Source organism: Streptosporangium sp. NPDC051023 (genome assembly GCF_040689595.1).
GTDB lineage: Bacteria > Actinomycetota > Actinomycetes > Streptosporangiales > Streptosporangiaceae > Streptosporangium.
Genome location: NZ_JBFBCE010000108.1, coordinates 13,902 through 30,609 on the forward strand (window position 1 = coordinate 13,902; position 16,708 = coordinate 30,609).

Annotated in this window: 21 protein-coding genes; 9 read left to right on the top strand and 12 right to left on the bottom strand. The window is 67.7% G+C overall.

Annotated elements, in window-relative coordinates; all coding sequences use genetic code 11:
- Positions 1-73: 73 nt before the first annotated feature.
- Entirely contained in the window at positions 74-454 is a 381-nt protein-coding gene (locus tag AB0395_RS42095; protein ID WP_366292003.1) for a YbaB/EbfC family nucleoid-associated protein, read from the bottom strand.
- A 12-nt stretch (positions 455-466) separates the two neighbouring features.
- Entirely contained in the window at positions 467-859 is a 393-nt protein-coding gene (locus AB0395_RS42100) for a YbaB/EbfC family nucleoid-associated protein (RefSeq protein ID WP_366292005.1), read from the bottom strand.
- Positions 860-1,031: 172 nt separating this feature from the next.
- Here AB0395_RS42100 and AB0395_RS42105 point away from each other — a divergent pair, with 172 nt between their 5' ends.
- Genes AB0395_RS42105 through AB0395_RS42120 form a run of 4 tightly spaced genes read left to right on the top strand, consistent with a single transcriptional unit; the run spans position 1,032 to position 2,658 of the window.
- On the top strand, positions 1,032-1,157 hold the full coding sequence (locus AB0395_RS42105; RefSeq protein ID WP_366292007.1) for a hypothetical protein: 126 nt from the start codon (positions 1,032-1,034) through the stop codon (positions 1,155-1,157).
- 24 nt (positions 1,158-1,181) lie between these two features.
- Positions 1,182-1,376 carry a hypothetical protein gene (locus AB0395_RS42110; RefSeq protein ID WP_366292009.1) on the top strand — a complete coding sequence of 65 codons (195 nt, stop codon included), beginning with the start codon at positions 1,182-1,184 and terminating at the stop codon, positions 1,374-1,376.
- 1 nt (position 1,377) lies between these two features.
- A complete protein-coding gene (locus AB0395_RS42115) occupies positions 1,378-2,349 on the top strand; it encodes a hypothetical protein (RefSeq protein WP_366292011.1) in 972 nt (323 codons plus the stop codon).
- A 33-nt stretch (positions 2,350-2,382) separates the two neighbouring features.
- A complete protein-coding gene (locus AB0395_RS42120) occupies positions 2,383-2,658 on the top strand; it encodes a DUF2283 domain-containing protein (protein ID WP_366292013.1) in 276 nt (91 codons plus the stop codon).
- Positions 2,659-2,698: 40 nt separating this feature from the next.
- Here AB0395_RS42120 and AB0395_RS42125 read toward each other — a convergent pair whose 3' ends face one another.
- Both AB0395_RS42125 and AB0395_RS42130 read right to left on the bottom strand, forming a co-directional pair.
- Complete coding sequence (locus AB0395_RS42125) at positions 2,699-3,841, bottom strand: AbrB family transcriptional regulator (RefSeq protein ID WP_366292015.1); 1,143 nt, start codon at positions 3,839-3,841, stop codon at positions 2,699-2,701.
- An 87-nt stretch (positions 3,842-3,928) separates the two neighbouring features.
- A complete protein-coding gene (locus AB0395_RS42130) occupies positions 3,929-4,891 on the bottom strand; it encodes a helix-turn-helix domain-containing protein (protein WP_366292017.1) in 963 nt (320 codons plus the stop codon).
- A 72-nt stretch (positions 4,892-4,963) separates the two neighbouring features.
- Here AB0395_RS42130 and AB0395_RS42135 point away from each other — a divergent pair, with 72 nt between their 5' ends.
- Positions 4,964-5,683: a DJ-1/PfpI family protein gene (locus tag AB0395_RS42135; protein WP_366292019.1), complete on the top strand. Its 720-nt coding sequence runs from the start codon at positions 4,964-4,966 to the stop codon at positions 5,681-5,683.
- A 129-nt stretch (positions 5,684-5,812) separates the two neighbouring features.
- The gene (locus AB0395_RS42140) at positions 5,813-6,769 is read left to right on the top strand and encodes a DUF1731 domain-containing protein (protein ID WP_366292021.1); all 957 of its coding nucleotides are present in this window, start codon (positions 5,813-5,815) and stop codon (positions 6,767-6,769) included.
- A gap of 180 nt (positions 6,770-6,949) precedes the next feature.
- Here AB0395_RS42140 and AB0395_RS42145 read toward each other — a convergent pair whose 3' ends face one another.
- The gene (locus tag AB0395_RS42145) at positions 6,950-8,329 is read right to left on the bottom strand and encodes a helix-turn-helix domain-containing protein (RefSeq protein ID WP_366292023.1); all 1,380 of its coding nucleotides are present in this window, start codon (positions 8,327-8,329) and stop codon (positions 6,950-6,952) included.
- Positions 8,330-8,635: 306 nt separating this feature from the next.
- Between AB0395_RS42145 and AB0395_RS42150 the strand changes: the two genes are divergently transcribed.
- Complete coding sequence (locus AB0395_RS42150; protein ID WP_366292025.1) at positions 8,636-9,559, top strand: DUF4394 domain-containing protein; 924 nt, start codon at positions 8,636-8,638, stop codon at positions 9,557-9,559.
- Positions 9,560-9,938: 379 nt separating this feature from the next.
- Here the strand turns inward: AB0395_RS42150 and AB0395_RS42155 are convergent, their stop codons facing one another.
- From AB0395_RS42155 to AB0395_RS42185, 7 genes are all read right to left on the bottom strand, one after another.
- On the bottom strand, positions 9,939-10,517 hold the full coding sequence (locus AB0395_RS42155) for a hypothetical protein (protein WP_366292028.1): 579 nt from the start codon (positions 10,515-10,517) through the stop codon (positions 9,939-9,941).
- A 630-nt stretch (positions 10,518-11,147) separates the two neighbouring features.
- The gene (locus AB0395_RS42160; protein WP_366292030.1) at positions 11,148-12,893 is read right to left on the bottom strand and encodes a serine/threonine-protein kinase; all 1,746 of its coding nucleotides are present in this window, start codon (positions 12,891-12,893) and stop codon (positions 11,148-11,150) included.
- Between the two features lie 262 nt (positions 12,894-13,155).
- Positions 13,156-13,428, bottom strand: coding sequence for a hypothetical protein (locus AB0395_RS42165; protein ID WP_366292032.1), 273 nt, complete (start codon positions 13,426-13,428; stop codon positions 13,156-13,158).
- Positions 13,429-13,673: 245 nt separating this feature from the next.
- Entirely contained in the window at positions 13,674-13,874 is a 201-nt protein-coding gene (locus tag AB0395_RS42170; RefSeq protein ID WP_366292034.1) for a DUF397 domain-containing protein, read from the bottom strand.
- 3 nt (positions 13,875-13,877) lie between these two features.
- Complete coding sequence (locus AB0395_RS42175; RefSeq protein ID WP_366292036.1) at positions 13,878-14,711, bottom strand: DUF5753 domain-containing protein; 834 nt, start codon at positions 14,709-14,711, stop codon at positions 13,878-13,880.
- Between the two features lie 151 nt (positions 14,712-14,862).
- A complete protein-coding gene (locus AB0395_RS42180) occupies positions 14,863-15,096 on the bottom strand; it encodes a winged helix-turn-helix domain-containing protein (RefSeq protein WP_366292038.1) in 234 nt (77 codons plus the stop codon).
- A 283-nt stretch (positions 15,097-15,379) separates the two neighbouring features.
- The gene (locus tag AB0395_RS42185) at positions 15,380-15,721 is read right to left on the bottom strand and encodes a hypothetical protein (protein ID WP_366292040.1); all 342 of its coding nucleotides are present in this window, start codon (positions 15,719-15,721) and stop codon (positions 15,380-15,382) included.
- 237 nt (positions 15,722-15,958) lie between these two features.
- Between AB0395_RS42185 and AB0395_RS42190 the strand changes: the two genes are divergently transcribed.
- Entirely contained in the window at positions 15,959-16,189 is a 231-nt protein-coding gene (locus tag AB0395_RS42190) for a hypothetical protein (RefSeq protein WP_366292042.1), read from the top strand.
- Complete coding sequence (locus tag AB0395_RS42195) at positions 16,186-16,596, top strand: hypothetical protein (RefSeq protein WP_366292044.1); 411 nt, start codon at positions 16,186-16,188, stop codon at positions 16,594-16,596. The genes AB0395_RS42190 and AB0395_RS42195 overlap by 4 nt, the downstream gene beginning before the upstream one ends.
- Positions 16,597-16,708: the final 112 nt, after the last annotated feature.

The following is a 16,708-nucleotide window of genomic DNA, read 5'->3' on the forward strand; positions in this document are numbered from 1 at the left end:
CACAGACACGGGATCACCCGTGACGACACCTGGTTCCTGCTGAAACTCCAGGAGGAGATCGGCGAGCCGGGCCTCAGCGCCAGGGGGTGTCCAGAAGGCCTTCGAACTGCGCGGCGGCTTCGGCCGGGTCGAACCCGGGAAGCCCCTCACGCATCAGCTCGTCGATCCGGCGTGCCGCGTCGGTCCTGGCCCGCGCGATGGCCGCCAGCACCTCCTCGGCCAGGGTGTGGCTGTCGAGCCGCATGGCGCGTGGCCCGAACGCGACGTCCAGCACCCTGCCCTCGGCCGTCACGCTCACCGTGACCTGCCCGGACGCTCCCTCGCCGGTGCCGACGACCTTGTCGAGATCGGCCTGCGCCTCCTCGACCCAGGCGAGCACCCTGTCCGCCCGCTCCTCGGCCAGAACGAGGTCTTTCTCCCGGATATCGGCCGGGTTGATGTGAGAGCCGTACACACCTGCCTCCCGTCAGAACAGATTGCGGGCCACCTGGTCGACCCGGTCTCGGATGAAGCGCTCGTCCAACGGCTCCGGCAGATCCGCGGTTTCGGCGAGAGCGTCGTCGACAATCACCTGGGCCTGCCGTGCCGCGTCGTCCTGGGCCGCCTGGAGCACCCCGGTCACCTGCCTGCCAAGGGCCACGTGGCCGAGCCGCATGACGCGCGGATCGAAGTGGATCTCCACGATGTCACCCTGCCCGTTCGCCACAACCTCCATCAGGCCGTCGGCACTCTCGGCCCTCCCGGTCAGGTCATGAATCCCGGCCCGCGCCTGCCTGAGGCGCTCCATCATCCTGCGCCCTTGGAGCAGGACCTGCTCCAGGCGCTCGACGTCGTCGTCGGGCGAAGGGGGCGTCGACATGTCGGCTCCAGCCGTGAGGCTCTGATGAGTCATCAACTCTAGAGCAGAAACCATACACGTCCAGTAGACAAAAAATGACTGACAGTGACAAGGAGATATAGATCACCAAATATTAGCTATTAAGGTGATGTTTACCCTCTATTTGACTGATCTTCGGGCTAGTGTCTTCGGCATGGCTTCTGGACTTGAGGTCGCCCGGGAGACGATGGGGCAGGAAGCCTCCCGGATGCGGATTCACGGTGAGGACTACGCCGCGGCGGTACGGCGGCTCAGGGAACGCGGAACAGGCGGCGCGTGATGGGGAGACGACGGCCTGCTCTCCATGCTCCTCGGACCGTACGCCGAGGCCAGCGCGCTCGGGCTGGAAGCCATGATCGGCCTGTCCGGGGTGGTCAACGGCACCGGCGAGGCCATGAACACCGTCCTCGCCAACACCGAGACGGCCGAGGCCGCCGGCGTCGAGCAGTCGAGCGCCCTGTACGGCGAGCGGACCCCGTACGACGGAAGGTCGGCCTGACATGGGTGTGACGGTTCCCCCGCAGGTCGACACGATGCTGGGCCTGCTCGGCATTCCCTGGCCGAACGTCGACGAGGACGAGATCCGCGAGGACGCCGACGCCTGGCGGACCGTACTGGCGGACGCCGAGCCCACCGCGGCCGAGGCGGAGGCGACGATCCGGCGAACAGGGCAGAGCTACCGCGGCGACTCCGCGACCGCCATGGCGAGCCGCTGGAACGAGACCGGCGGACAGCTGAGCCGGGCGGCCGCCGCGGCCAGGTCGGCCCCGATGGTCCTCGACAACACCGCCTGGCTCACCACAGGCGTGAAACTCGCCGTGGGAACGGCCGCCGTCTACGCGTCGGTGCGAGCGGCCAGGGCGTTCCTCGCGGGCGGCCCGTTCGGTGGGGCCGCGGCCTCGGCGGAGATGTACCGCACGCGCGCTCTGATCGGCCGCATCCAGCGCGAGGGAGCCGAGGGCGCGAGCAAGGTCCTGGCTCCGGCGCTCAACCGCCGGGTCACCGAGCAGTTCCGCCACATTCTCGACAACCTCCGCCGCCCCGGCGGCCCGTCCCTCGCGCTCGCAGGTCCCGGAGGCCGCGTCCCGATCCGCACCGTCGGCCCGAGGGCGGCGGCGGGCCCCCGCTCGGCCAGGGACGGCATGGCCCTGATGGGCCGCGGCAACAGCAACGCCAGAGCCGGCGGCAACGGCCGCAGGGGCGGCGGAGGTCGGCGCAGCGGCGGCAGCGGCAGCGGCAGCGGAGGTGGCAGCGGAGGTGGCGGCCGTCGGAGCAGCGGCGACGAGACCAGGTCGGGGCATGCCGAGATCCGCCAGGTCCAGCGCGGCATCAGCGACGATATGATCGACCAGGCCATGCGATCACCTGGGAAACCCGGAAACACCAAGGGCACGAAGGTCCACGAGAGCCAACGCGTCCGCGTCGTGGTGAACAGCTTCGGGAAAGTGATCTCGGCCATGTGGCGCAGGTAGGAACAGTCCCTGCGAGAGCGCGAGAGGTTGACCTTGCGGATCGAATACGACAGGGAGAACGACGTCGCCTACATCTACCTGGCGAACGAGATCGCCCCGGGCGAGGCCAGGACCCAGGTCCTGGTCGAGGCCCAGGAGATGCCCGGCGAGGTGATCCTCGACCTCGACGACAAGGGCTCTCTGCTGGGCATCGAGATCATCGGCGCGTCCTCCGTCCTGCCCCCTGAGGCTCTCGCCGAGTCCCTGGAGGAGTCCCCGGAGGAAGATGGAGACGGCACGGCGTCGCCGTACGACCAGCCGCCCCGGTAGAACCCGCGGAGCGGCCGAGGACGGGAGAGCGGGCTGTGCGCTACTGGTCGGCCCGGTCGGCCCCGGGGGCGCGGGGAGTCGAGCGCACGGCGCCGACGCGCAGCAGGAGCGGGGCGAGAGCGACCATGGTGAACAGGCGCAGACTCTGGATGCTGGAGATCAGGGAGACGTCGGCGTGGGTGGCGACGGCCGTGGCCAGAACGGCGTTGATGCCACCGGGGGTCGTGGCCAGATAGGCGTCCGAGAACGGAATGTGGGCGGTGGCGGCCAGCAGCCAGGCGAGGGCGGCGCAGGCGGCACTGACGGTGAGGACGCAGGCCAGCGCCAGCGGCAGGAGCCGACGCATCCGGGTGACGGCGGAGCGGGTGAAGCGCAGGCCGATGTCCAGGCCGACCACGGTGAACAGGAGGGCTCGCAGGGGGCCGACAGGGGTGAATCCGCCGACCAGGCCGGTCGAGGTGAGGACGGCGGTCAGCAACATGGGGCCCAGCAGGGCGGGGCTGGGCAGTGCGACCCATCGCCCCAGCAGGGCCCCGACGAGCGCGACGACGGCCAGCACCGGTATCCCGACGCGCTGGTCGGGGCCGCTCACCAGGCTCCACACCCCCGGAGCGGGGCCGATCGTCCCGGGGGTGGCGGGGGAAGTGAACAACCAGTGCACGATCATCGGCGCGGTGGCTGCGACCAGCGCCACACGCAGATACTGCAGGAAGGCGACCAGACGCGGGTCCGCGTCGAGGTCCTGGGCGCAGGAGACCACGGCGGCAGAGCCACCGGCGATCATGCCCAGGGTGGCGCTCGCGGGGTCCACCCGGCCGACGCGCGCGAACACAGCGGCGGCGACCAGGCTGAGGACGACGGTGGCGGCGGTGACCGCGGTCAGCGGGAGGATCTCCGCGGAGGCCTGGTGCAGGGCGTGTGGATTGAGGTAGCTGCCCATCAGCACCCCGAGGACGGCCTGGCAGGTGCGGTTCACCCGCCCGGGAAGGTGTCCGGCGGCGAAGCCCGCCCCCGCCACCGCCAGTCCGGCCAGCAGCGGACCCAGCAGATGCGGGGCCGGCAACACCGGCTCGACCATCTCACCTGCGGCACAGGCGGCCAGGGCGACGGCGAGCCAGAGAAAGCGGCCTCTGTGGCGGCCCCATCGACCGGGACGGCCCGCAGGGGGACGGGGTTCGATCACCATCACATGTTACGCACAGTATGACGATGATTCCTTTCCGTAACAGAATATGATCACGCTTCCCTGATCCCCACGTAGCCGACGCCCCTACGCTCCCTCCCGGAACCGGAACGCGGCCCGGTAGGCGCTGGGACTGATTCCCGCGCGCTGGGCGAACCTGCGGCGGAAGGTCGCGGGCGAGCCGAATCCGCAGCGCTCGGCCACCCGGTCAACCGGCAGGTCAGTGATCTCCAGCAGTTCGCACGCCCGGTCCACGCGGGCATGGAGCAGCCACCGCAGGGGCGTGGTGCCGGTCTGCGCCTGGAAACGGCGGTTAACGCTGCGGACACTCGTGTTCGCGTGCCGAGCGATGTCGGCGAGCGTCAGCGGCAGGTGCAGGTCCTCGCTCATCCATCGCAGGGTCGGCCGCAGGTCGGCGTCGTCCTGGACAGGGAATGGCCTTCGGATGAACTGGGCCTGCCCGCCCTCACGCTTGGGGGCCATGACGACGCCGCGGGCGACGTCCGCCGCGACCGCGGGCCCGTGGTCGGTGAACACCACGTGCATGCACAGGTCAAGCCCGGCGGCGACGCCGGCGGAGGTGAGGACCTGCCCGGCGTCGACGTACAGGACCCTCGCGTCCACCTCGACCAGCGGGTAGGAGCGTGCGAGTTCCTCGGCCATGCGCCAGTGCGTGGTGGCCCGGCGCCCGTCAAGCAGTCCGGCGGCGGCCAGCACGAACGCGCCGGTGCAGATGGACAGAATACGGGCGCCGCGCTCCGCGGCCGTACGGAGGACCTCCAGCACCTCGGGCGCCACTGTGGGCGCGTCGTGGGCCAGACCGGGCACCACGACGGTATCGGCGAACGCGGCATCGCCGAGCGGGTGTCCGGGGCGAAGCTGGAAGCACGCGGTGCCGACGGCCGTGGCGGTCACGTCATCCGGCCCGCACACCTTGACCCGGTAGAGCGGCGCCCCGCCGGGCGCGTGCGCGGTGGAGAACACCTGGCAGGGCACGCTCAGGTCGAACGCCACGACACCGGGGAACGTCAGCACGGCGACGGTGTGCATGGCCAGAACCTAGCGCACGACGGCAATTCCGCCACTGGTCGTCCCGAACCCTCGACTGCAGACTCGTGCCCCATGGAACGCAGAACCCTTCTCCAGAGCGCCGCCGTGGCCACCACAGGAGCGCTCCTCCCCGCAGACGCGGCCGTCGCCCGCGCATCCGCGCCCTCGCCCCTCCGGCGGGTGCACATCGTCCTCTTCGACGGCGTCGAGGAACTCGACTTCGCGGCTCCGCTCGAGGTTCTCGACATCGCGGGCAAGTTCGGCGCCCCCGTCGAGACGACGCTGGTCACCTGTGACGGGCCGAGGACGGTCGTCGCCAGTTGCGGCACCAGGATCGAGGTACGCGCCCCCTGGGCGCCTGACAACGCGGATGTGATCATCGTCCCGGGTGGCGACGTGCGCGACCCCGCCCGGCCGGGCGTGGCCATGGAGATCAAGCGGGGTGTGATCCCCGCCGCGCTGCGGGCCGCCCGCCGCTCGCGTCTGGTCATGGCGTCGGTCTGTACGGGTGCCCTCCTGCTCGGAGCGGCGGGACTGGTCAGAGGACGCCCCTGCACGACCCACCGGATGAGCAGGGACAAGCTGGCGGAGCAGGGCGGAAGGGTCATCGATGCCCGCGTGGTCGACGACGACGACCTGGTCACCTCCGCCGGGGTCACCAGCGGCCTGGAACTGGCCCTCTGGCTCGTCCAGCGCGGCCACGGCGTCGACGTCTCACTCGATGTCGAGCGCGTCCTGGAGTACGAGCGCCGGGGCGCCGTCTACAGAACCACGCACAGACAACCGGCATAGAGTCCGGGCGAGGTACGGCGGGCGAGCGGTGTGGCCACGGCCCGGCCCGCGTCAGCGGCCGGATATCCTCCCTTTTGAACGCGTTCAGCTCGCTGCATTAGGCATGTCTCACGCCCTAAGGGGAGCCTGATGAAAATAGTGATACCCGGGGGAACCGGTCAGGTAGGCACGATCCTGAATCGCGCGCTGATCACCGCGGGCCATGAGGTCGTGGTCCTGACCAGACGGCCGGCGCGCAACCGTGAAGTCCGCTGGGACGGTGAGACCCTGGGGCCATGGGCGGAGGAGATCGACGGCAGCGACATCGTGGTCAACCTGGCCGGACGCAGCGTCAACTGTCGCTACACCGCGGCCAATCTACGGGCCATGATGGATTCGCGCGTGCGCTCGGCCCGGGTTGTGGGTAAGGCGATCGCAGCCGCCGTACGACCTCCCCGCGTCTGGCTGCAGATGAGCACCGCCACTGTCTACGCCCACCGCTTCGACGCGCCCAACGACGAGGCGACCGGCATGCTCGGTGGCACCGAACCCGGAGTCCCGGGCTACTGGGCCTACAGCGTCGAGATCGCAAAAGCGTGGGAGCGGGCGCAGGCGCGAGCCGAAACCCCACACACGCGCAAGGTCAGCATGCGCTCCGCCATGCTGATGAGTCCCGATCACGGCGGCGTCTTCGACGTCTTGCTACGGCTGGCGCGGCTCGGCCTTGGCGGCCCGGTCGCGGGTGGCGCACAATACGTGTCCTGGATCCACGACCACGATTTTGTCCGCGCCGTCGAGTTTCTGGCCGACAGGGACGACCTCGACGGGCCGGTGAACCTCGCCGCTCCCGCTCCTTTACCGCAGCGCGCGTTCATGCGCGTGCTACGCGCTGCGTGGGGTGTTCCGGTGGGCCTGCCCGCAACGAAGTGGATGGCCGAGCTCGGCGCGTTCGCGCTGCGCTCGGACACCGAACTCCTGGTGAAAAGTCGCCGGGTCGTCCCCGGCCGTCTGCTCGAAACAGGCTTCGCCTTCGACCACGCCCAATGGCCGGAGGCCGCCGACGACCTCGTGCGGCGCGTGCGCGGCGGGCCTGGCTTCACCGGGTGAGCCTTCGGCTCCCGCCGGCCTCGGCCAGGGCATGAATCGGCCCTCAGTTGGCCGGGACCGCAGTGGGGCCGGTGCCGAGTGGCCGAACGGGCGGGGCACAGGGGGGGACGTGCGGTACGCCAGGAGCAGCGGAGCCAAAGTCGGGTGGATCCGGCATGCCGGGGCGGGCGGAACCAGTGCTTAGGCTTGGGGCCAGGCACCGGCCAATACTCGGGCGACGGCGGTGCTCAGGATCCGCACACCGCGCACCGAGCCGGGGTCGACGTTGACCAGGTTGTATACGCGTTGCAGGCGGTAGTCCAGCGTCCGTGGATGGATGTGCAGGGTGGCCGCGGCGACGAGCCGGTTCATGTCGGCGCGGTAGTAGGCGTCCAATGTCACCACCAGATCGGGGCCACTTTCCAGACGGCGGGCGATCTCACGCAACCAGTGGTCGACCTCGGGGAGTTGCGCGGCGCCGAGTTCGACGAACACGTCGGCGACTCCGGAGAGGGTACGCGGTGTGATTTCCAGCGGTGCGACGTGGGCCACGCGTCGCGCCAGCTCCACCGTCTTGTTCAGGGCGTTCGCCGGGCCGGCGGCCGTCCCCACCGCGCAGGGCCGGCCCACCCGTTCCATGATCTCGCGGACCAGGCTCATGAGTCGGTCGCCGTCGGACGCCATGGGAGACAGCGACATGGGGGACAAGGACACGGAACCGTCGTGCGGCATCAGGGCGAGCAACTCGTTCGGTTGCTGCCAGCACAGCGGCACGAGGTGGTTTTTGAACACGCTCGTGATGAGATCGTCGTGCGTGGTCTCGGTACGGCCGAGCAGCTGGCTCGGCATCCTGATGATGACCACCAGGTAGTGGTCGTGCAGGCCGACACCCAGGCTGCGCGCGAGGCCAGGGGCGGTGGCGTCGCCGTTGAGCAGCAGCTGGGTGAGCGTGCGCACCCGAGTCGCCACCGAAAGGCGCAGCTGCTCCTCGTCCAGGTACGCCTGGAGATAGGCGGCGGTGCCTGGCACGCCCTGGGCGCCGAACCACGACAGCAGGCGCAGCAGTTCCTGCACATCCTGACCTTCGGCCGCGTCGTAGAACTCGCGGAGCATCAGGTTGGCGTGCAGCGTCAGCACACGCCGTGCCGTATGGAGGGAGAACCCATACCGCGCACGCCGTTGACCGATGCTCCCGATGAAGGACAGGTCCCCCGCCCCGATTGGTTGATCTTCACTGACGCACTCGATCGTGCGTCGGCGAAACCAGACGGCGTAGTCCAGCGTCTCCGCGTACGCCTGCGGATTGGCGGCCTCCCTGCGGTACTCGGGCAGCTCGCGCATATACGCGCTCACTTCGGCTCGCGCGTTCGCGTCGGATCTTTTCATCAACAAACGCAAAAAATCGCCCACGCCGATCGATCTTCCCCTTTGCATGAGCGGCAGCGCGCGCACCGCATCGGCCGAATATCCATCACGCCTTCGACCTGATTTGTCCAAACCAGCCGAGCACGTCCTCATGGTAACCGCCACGGCGCGACGTTCGACATGCGAACGGTCCAGATAATCACCGATTCCGGTCACCGGCCGTAACTCTATGCTGTTATCGCAGCATAGAGCCTCATTTCGAGTAGATCACAAAAAAATAAAGCACATACGTAAAGCCGGTATCGGTGTCGCCGTGAGCCTTACTCAAAGCCGAGTTCCAGCACCGTCACGGTTGCAAGAAATGACAATTCAATCTTGATCATGACAGAGCATTTCCACACATGTCACGACGACAGTTTCCCTATATCAACGCAAAGCTGTTGCCGCTGACAGCGTCGGTGAATCCATACGACAAGGGCTGACGGCTGAACTTTCCGACACAACTCGACAGAGGAGGAATCGATGCAGGGACGGATCAAGAGGGGTGGCGCAGCGGTGATCGCGCTGGCGGCCGCGGCGGCAATCACTGTCGGTTCGGCGGGGACCGGTTCGGCGGCGATCGCTTCCGGGGCGGCGGGGAGCGGTTCGACGGCGAGCTCCAGCTCGACCGCGGCCCCCTCGCTGCAGGCGTACGGGATCACCAGTGACGGCAAGCTGATGGCCGCGTTCACCACCGACAAACCCAAGGAACTCAACTGGGTCAGCCGGATCGCCGGGCTGGTCAACGACACCTTCGTGATCGGGATCGACTTCCGCGTACAGGACGGCAAGTTCTATGCCGTCGGCAACCAGGGCGGCATCTACACGATCTCGCTCCCGAGGAACAGCACCGACGACGTGGTCGTCACGAAGGTCTCCCAGCTCAGCGTCGCGCTGAACGGCACGACGTTCGACGTCGACTTCAACCCCGCCGCCGACCGGCTGCGCGTGATCAGCGACACCGGCCAGAACCTGCGGCACAATCTCGGCACCGGCACAACGGTGTCGGACTACTCCTTGAGCTCCGCCCCAGGCGCCCCGGCGATCGCCGGAGTCACCGCCGCCGCCTACACCAACAACGACCTCAACAGCGCCACCGCGACCACACTGTTCGACATCAACACGGCGACCGACCAGGTCGTCGTCCAATCACCGGCCAACAACGGCCTGTTGGCCCCGACCGGTGCACTCGGTATAGCCGCCGGCACCAACGCGGGTCTCGACATCTTCAGCGACCTGAGCAACGGCAAGACCGTCTCGAACTCGGCCTTCGCCACCCTTGTCCTCCCGAACGGCGACGCGACACTCAACACGGTCGACCTGCTCACCGGCGTCGCCACCCAAGTCACCCAATCCCCGTTCCCCCTGACCATCACCGATATCGCCCTCGCTCTCGACACGGACTGACACACCTCGTTCGACCAGCGACGATGAGCCCGCGCCGGCCCCGCCGACGCGGGCTCACCCGCGCCGTCCTCGCGACGTCGGCCAGGCAGTCACCGCCGGGAGCAGGGGTGAGCGCGAGATCGGCGACGGTTTTCCCGGGGTCGTGGATCGCGCGGATCGGACGCCATCGTGCCGGTTGCCGTGACAGGGCGTGCTCCAGGCCGGTCATGCGCAGGGTCTGCGGCAGGAGCAGGCTGCCTGCGTGGCAGACGTCGCCCGAACTTTCTACGGACATGACAATCTTGGAGCGGGGAGCGGTGAAGCCCGCCGCTCCGAAGAGTGGCGGGCTTCCGCATTCCCCGCATGTGCGAAAACACCGGCAGTTGCCGGGGCGGCGCAGTCAGGGCTTAACGTAGGTCACCCGGACGTTCAGGTAGGTCGATCCGCCATAATCGTGTCCGCGAATGGCAAGCAGATTGCAGCAGTCCAGATAGGTGACCGGAACGACGACGTCGATCGCACCGGTGTTACAGTTGCCACTCCTGGCCGTTTGCACGAGATGACCGTTCAGGTAGACCTGCGCATCATTGTCCACCGTCCCCTGAATACGGACCTGCTGTGCGTCCCGCGGGATATGGAGCCAGTGCCGCACCAAAATGTCGGTGTTCACAGCCCACGGCGTCTTGACGTTACCGGGGTTGTTGAACGCACAGCCGGTTGCGGTGCCGAAGCCCTCCTGGCCCGTCCTCCAGGAGCTGTCGTCGAAGCCCCGCTCGTAGAACAGAGGCACGTCGATCGCGGGCGGGACCTGAAGATACGTCCAGTCCGTGCTGTTGTAGTCGAGGGCGGTGACGACGGCCTGCCGCGTGTCTCCCGTTTCAGAGGCGAGTGCGGGCGTCGAGACGGAGAAGGCTGTGGCCGCCAGCACCGAACTCGCCGCGAAACCCGCGAGCAGAAAACGCCATGATTTACTGGACACAGGCGAGGCCTTCCTTTTCGGACAAAATTCCCTGATCGGGTGTCACTGGCACGCCAAAAGCAGGCTTACGCATCTCCACCCGATGGATTCACGGAAAGGAAACCACACCCGGCCCGCCTGAAGCGGATTTACCGTCGCAGCATTCGGCAGTTCTTACACAGATATTGCATCCATAATCTTGACCTTCGTTTCGATTGCGACGTGAGCTGGAGTCATCACGCCAACTGCACATTCGACACCTTCAGCCGTCAACCCCCTGATTACCTCCCGAAGGAAACCCCTGCTCACAGTGGGACGCCAGGGCCGGCACCGCGGAGACCGCGGGCCCGGACCGCGGAACGCGGTCGCAGCGGGTGCACAGCCACTATGAGTGGCAGCCGTCCGACACCGCGGTCGGCGGCCAGGACCTGTTCATCCACGTGCGGGTGCACCGATTCGTCCGCCGCGATGACACTGCGCCAAGACGACGTTCGCCGAGCGGCCCCCGGGCTGACCATCTGCTACGGCCACCGGAGCATCCCGGCGGTAAAGCGTTGCGGGCGATCGCGCCGGTCGGACACCGCATCGCAAGTGGACGAGTCGTTCCCGATGCCATGCACGTCCAAGAACGACCGCGGTGCCGAACACGGCCTAGTTCTGGACGCTGCGGCCCTCTAGTCCGGCGACGCCGATCGTGCCACTGGAGCCGCGCAGGCCGAAGCCGTACCGGAACCACTGTCGTTGCTGCGGGGTCGCGAGCACATCACCGACGTCGATGGTGTCCAGAAGCTTCCATTGCCCGCCGATTTCAGCGTAGGAGACGATCCTGGTGCCGGACAGCAGCAGCGCGAAGCGGTCTCCCTGGTCGAAGGTCCGCCGCATCCCACCGAGGGTGTTGGTGAATTCGCCGTTCACCCGGACGTCGATCCCCGACTGCTTGCGGCTGTTGTTGTACCAGGCGGTCATGTAGTTCTTCTCGTCCTTCACCCACCCCACGAAGACGCTGTCTTCTTGTTCGTCGGATTCCGCGAACGTACCGATCGTCAGCACGCTGAGGGCCTCGCCGGAGGGCGGTAGGCCGCCCTTCCCGGTATTCAGGCCGAAGAGGCCGAAGAAAGGTACCGAGCCGGACCCGGTGAACTGACCGCCGCCGACGAGGATCGTCGGCAACACCTCACCGCTTTCCGGCTTGAACGGGATGTACTGCCGGGAGGTGTCATCGGCGAACCCGTCGGCGACGTCGGTGTCCGGGAAGTCCACGATGCCGGAGGAGGTTGGCAGCCGTATCACGGTGCCTCGTTCGCCGAACCAGGTCGGCGCGAGCAGCGCTCCGGACGTCACGACCAGTGCCGCGACCACGGCCGTCACCGTGAGCGCCAGCGCCCGGGGACGACGTTTCCCGGGCGACGTGGTGCCTGCGGCCGAGGCTGACGGCGAGGTCGGCCCGGGATCCGGCTCGTCCTGCCCTTCGACCGGCCGGAACCCCGATTCGGTGACCGGATCGGCTGGCATGGACGGATCGACGGGGGAATGCCCGTCGGGCCTGCCGTCGGATCGCCCCGCCGAACGCCGTCCCGGTCGTGTGAGGCCGACGTCGCCACCGGTGAGGTCGTGCAGCAGGTGGCCGGCCGCCGGACGGCCCGCCGGATCCTTCGCCAGGGAGGCGGCCACCAGCGGGCGGAGCGGATCGGGCACGCCCGAGAGATCGGGCTCGTCGGACAGGATGGCGTGCAGGATCGCCGGGACGGCCTGTCCGGAAAAGGGCATCCGCCCAGTGGCCGCGAAGATCATCGTGCCGGCCCAGGAGAACATGTCGGAGGCCGCGGTGACCGGCTCGTCCGTGAGCTGCTCCGGTGACATGTAGGCAGGGGTGCCGGCCAGCTGAGTGCTGCTTATCGTGTGGTCGACCACATGGGCGATGCCAAAGTCGATCACAACCGGCCCTTCCGGACCGAGGATCACATTGCCCGGCTTGAAGTCCCGGTGCACGATCCCGGCCTGGTGGATCGAGGCCAGCGCCGTCAGCGTGGCGACCGCCAACCGCTCCAGCCCACTACCGGTCCGCGGCCCGTCGGTCTTGACCAGCGCGCTGAGCGAAGGTCCTGAGACATACTCGCTGACGATGTACGGCCGCCCGCCCACCATCCCGGTGCCGATGACCTTGGCCGTACAGAAGGCGGCGACGCTCGCCGCGACCTCCGCCTCGCGCAGGAACCTCCGCTGGGCCGTGGGATCGGCCGCCAGCCGCGCGTGCAGCACCTTGATCGCCACCTGCGGCCCGCCGGGCGCCTCCCCGAGATACACCGCGCCCTGCCCGCCCTCGCCGAGCAGCGCCGAGATCCGGTAGTCATCGATGAGTTCCGGTTCGTGAGGCCCCAGGACACGAGGAACCGTCACCGCTTCACCCCGCAGGATCGAATGACCACCCTATGTCGCGCTCATGATAACTCTCGGCCGCACTCTATCGCCGGATATTGACAATATTTCCTTGCCATCCGGCAACCACCAAGCCAATGAGGCCTGTCAGACCGCTTTTTCTACCTTGGACTTCGCTTCATCGTTGACACATCAGGTTCTTTTTTATATGCGTAACGGTGGACATCGGAAATAGTGTCGCAGTCGGAGAGCTCTGAGCACGGGTGCCAGGCCGCCTGCCTGGTCATTCCGACGGCCAGGTGAAGTCATGGTGGTGGACGTAATCCACAAGATCGGGCATGCTGGTTACCCCTATGCGGAGGATCAGATGGCGATCGGATTCACCGAGGTTCTGCTCCTGCTGGTGGGATGAGGCGTTCCAGCGATACTGTTGTTCTTCTTGCTGTACTGGGCCATCCGCCTGGCGATCAGACATGAGAAGCGGCGAGTGCCGAGTCCTCGCGAGATCCTGGTTCAGGAGCGACGGGAACGCATGGCTGCGGAGCGTGCCGCTCACTATCGCACCAGATACCACCCACCCCAATGAGCAAGCGCCCGAAACCCCGCGCCTCATTCCGGGACGCGGGGTCTCTACCGCATGTTTTCTGGGATCCGGCCGTCTTTTGCCGGACGATATAGGCAGCATCACCGATGCCGAAAAAATCGGCGGGTTACTGCGTGAAGCGGACACCCATGGTGAGGGGCGAACGAGTCGCGCGACCGGAACACCTCCCAGGCGCCCCTGCCGTGGACTCGTCGTCCTCAGAGGTTCCCGTCGCGGATGCCCTCCAGGAAGGTGCTCCAGGCGGCCGGGGAGAAGGTCAGCGTGGGGCCAGTGGGATTCTTGCTGTCGCGGACAGCAATCAGGCCGGGCAGGTTCGTCGCCACTTCCACGCAGTTGTCGTTACCTCCGCTGTAGCTGCTCTTGCGGAACCGCGCTTCGGACAGATCGGGGGAGATCATCGCTCAACTCCTCGCCGCAGCGATCAGCGCCGCGGATTTCTCAGGGGACAGACAAGCGCCAGCGAGGCGCTCGAAGAGCAGGATAAGCATCCGGACCTGATCGGCAGCCTCGACGTAGACTTCACCGCCCGGGGACTCTGCGTAACCGACGTCTGGATCTCCCTTGGTGAAGCTCAGCACGGAAAAGCCGCCCTCCATTCCGGCGTGTGCCCCTGCGCCGAATGGGAGAACCTGCACCGTGATGTGCGGCCACTCCGCTACCTGGAGGATGTCGCGAAGCTGCCGGTCCATCTCCTCCCGCGTGCCAGCAGGGCGCCGCACGGCCGCCTCGTCAATCAGGACGTGCAGCGTCGGGGCACTGTCCCCGATCATTGTTGTCTTTCGCTGCATGCGAGCATCTACACGCCGCTCCAACTCGACCTCCCCAAGACCAGGGTGCCGAGCCCGGATGACTTCCCGGGCGTAAGCCTCACTTTGGAGGAGGCCAGGAATGACGGAGGTCTCCCACGTACGGATTGCGGTGGCGTCAGCTTCCAACGAGACGTAGTTGCCAAGCCACACGTCGCTGTAGGCGGTCCACCAACCGCGCCGACCCGCATCCTTCGCAAGTCGGCTCAGGCTTGCCGCAGTGGCAGAGTCGGCGCCGAAGAGTTCGAGCGCATGAGTGAGATCGGCGTCGCTCACCATGATTCGGCCCCCCTCGATGCGGTGGACCTTCGAGAGTGACCATCCGAGCCGAAGCGCCGCCTCATTGGTGCTGAGAGCAGCCTCCTCTCGGAGTCTGCGCAGCTCACGGCCTAGGCGACGGTGCCTGACAGTGGGGGACTTCATAGGCATGGCCACCAGTGTGCCGTGTCCCGCGCGATATTTCTCTGTGCTGACGGCTTGCGTGCGTGCCGTCGGCACGCGCATGATGAGTTCCCAATACCACCACTGTAAGTGAGGTCACCATGACAGAGGGGCACGAATCGGTCGCCCGAACGGCGGTTTACCCCTGCGGCAGCACGAAGGTGCCCAGACTCGGCACGAGCTTCACGAGCCCGAGATCCCGCAGGTGCTGAAGAACATGACGACCGGTGTTGTTCCCTACGCCGCACTCTCCCATGATCGCCACGATGCTCGGGAGCTTGTGCCCAGGCGGCCACTCGCCACTGCGAATGCGCTGCTCGTAGACCTCGGCGATCTGCTCCCACTTCGGTCGGCCCGGCTCGAATTCGATCACGAACGCGACGGTATTTGGTCGCATCATGCTTGGGCGATACCAAGCACGCCTAAGCACGTATGGACACGCCTAGGCATGCCTAGGCATGCTCCAGAACTCAATTCGCCCCTTTAAAAGGAAACGGACCCGCCACCGGTATCGCACACCGATGACGAGCCCTTGATCAGGAAGTAGGTCCCGACCCATGACCAACCCTAGTGCTCCGGTCCTCGACCGGGACACGACGATCAGAGACGGCTGCGGCTGCTTCGCCGACGCCGCTCCCATGCCGATGGGCTGTGCCTTATGCGGGCACGCCCCCTACGCGCACGGCTGCCCCGGCCAGCCCACCGATCACGACTACATCCAGCCGTCCGGCGCGCTGATGCAGATGCGGCTGGAGGCCCGGCGCCAGTCCGGTCCGCAGCGCCTGCCCGCCGTCGAGCTGCCCGCCGACGTCGCGCCCGTCGAGGTCATCCCGCTGGTTCCCGCGCAGCGCCGCCCCACGCCGTCCGTCCAGCAGGACCTCCCGCCCGTTCCCGCCACGGACCCAGCCGGTGTGCCGGACCAAGGCCCGGCGGCCGAGCCCACTGTCGCCCCGGCCGAACCCGCCGTACGGCCGCCGCTGCCCACGCCGACACGCCACCCTCTCCCGTTCCCGCACCAGCGCCCTCGGCCCACCGCCACCAGACCGCCCCGCCGCGGCGACAGCCGACGCCCCGCGCCCGGTGGTGTCCGCGCGAACAGACGTACGGCACCGGCCCCACGGCCCGCGCGCCCGGCGCTTGGCACGTTCCAGAGTCTTCTTCCCCCAGACATGAGGCGGACCTGCCCAGCGGTACCAGCGCCGGAACAGGTCCTTGATCGCAAAGGAGTGCGACCCGTGCACGATGGTAAGTCGTCCTCGACGAACGCACCGGCCATTCCGGGCTGGCGGCTGATCCTCAGCGACCAAAACCGTTTCTGGGCCTTTCGCCAGAAGCCCTTCCCCCTGGAGGCGCGACGCGCCGGAGCCGAACCGGCGGTGGACGCCGACACCTTCGACGAACTCCAGGCCGAGATCGCCCGGCAGGAAAAGATCGCCGAACAGGCCGCCGAACAGGCCGCCTCGTGATCGGGCTGCGCGCATCCCGCGAACCGGGACGCCACCGCGACGGGCAGTCGCCCAGCGTCGTTCATCGGCGGGTGTGGGACGGACCGGCCCGCGCCGAGGCCGAACAGCTGGACCAGAAATGGCCGGACTGGACCGTCCTCTACAGCCTGGGCAACCGCCGCTTCTACGCCGTGGCCGCCTGGCCGAGCCCCCACCCGGTGATCGTCGAACACGAGACGGCCACAGGCCTGGAAGCACAGATGTACGAGGCCGAAATGACCAGGAACGCCCAGCCCACCCCGGCGCCCGTGTCCGGCCCGGTATCGGCGCCTCCCCCGGACAGGCGCGGCGGCGCACCTTCCCAGGCGCCCGCCGCCGCGCCGCACCACCCCTACCCCTCCCGCCGATCCCACAGGAGAGCCGCATGACAACACCGGAGCACAAAGAACAGCTCACCGAACTACGGCAGGCACACCCCGGCTGGTTCGTCTCCTACGACTCGGGCACCCGGGTCTGGAGCGCCTTCTCCCGCCGCATCCC

What these genes read in the sequence shown, in the direction of transcription:
- AB0395_RS42100 (WP_366292005.1), bottom strand. Translation starts at nt 859, where the DNA reads ATGTCGACGCCCCCTTCGCCCGACGACGACGTCGAGCGCCTGGAGCAG.
- AB0395_RS42105 (WP_366292007.1), top strand. Translation starts at nt 1,032, where the DNA reads ATGGCTTCTGGACTTGAGGTCGCCCGGGAGACGATGGGGCAGGAAGCC.
- AB0395_RS42110 (WP_366292009.1), top strand. Translation starts at nt 1,182, where the DNA reads ATGCTCCTCGGACCGTACGCCGAGGCCAGCGCGCTCGGGCTGGAAGCC.
- AB0395_RS42115 (WP_366292011.1), top strand. Translation starts at nt 1,378, where the DNA reads ATGGGTGTGACGGTTCCCCCGCAGGTCGACACGATGCTGGGCCTGCTC.
- AB0395_RS42130 (WP_366292017.1), bottom strand. Translation starts at nt 4,891, where the DNA reads ATGCACACCGTCGCCGTGCTGACGTTCCCCGGTGTCGTGGCGTTCGAC.
- AB0395_RS42135 (WP_366292019.1), top strand. Translation starts at nt 4,964, where the DNA reads ATGGAACGCAGAACCCTTCTCCAGAGCGCCGCCGTGGCCACCACAGGA.
- AB0395_RS42140 (WP_366292021.1), top strand. Translation starts at nt 5,813, where the DNA reads ATGAAAATAGTGATACCCGGGGGAACCGGTCAGGTAGGCACGATCCTG.
- AB0395_RS42150 (WP_366292025.1), top strand. Translation starts at nt 8,636, where the DNA reads ATGCAGGGACGGATCAAGAGGGGTGGCGCAGCGGTGATCGCGCTGGCG.
- AB0395_RS42170 (WP_366292034.1), bottom strand. Translation starts at nt 13,874, where the DNA reads ATGATCTCCCCCGATCTGTCCGAAGCGCGGTTCCGCAAGAGCAGCTAC.
- AB0395_RS42175 (WP_366292036.1), bottom strand. Translation starts at nt 14,711, where the DNA reads ATGCCTATGAAGTCCCCCACTGTCAGGCACCGTCGCCTAGGCCGTGAG.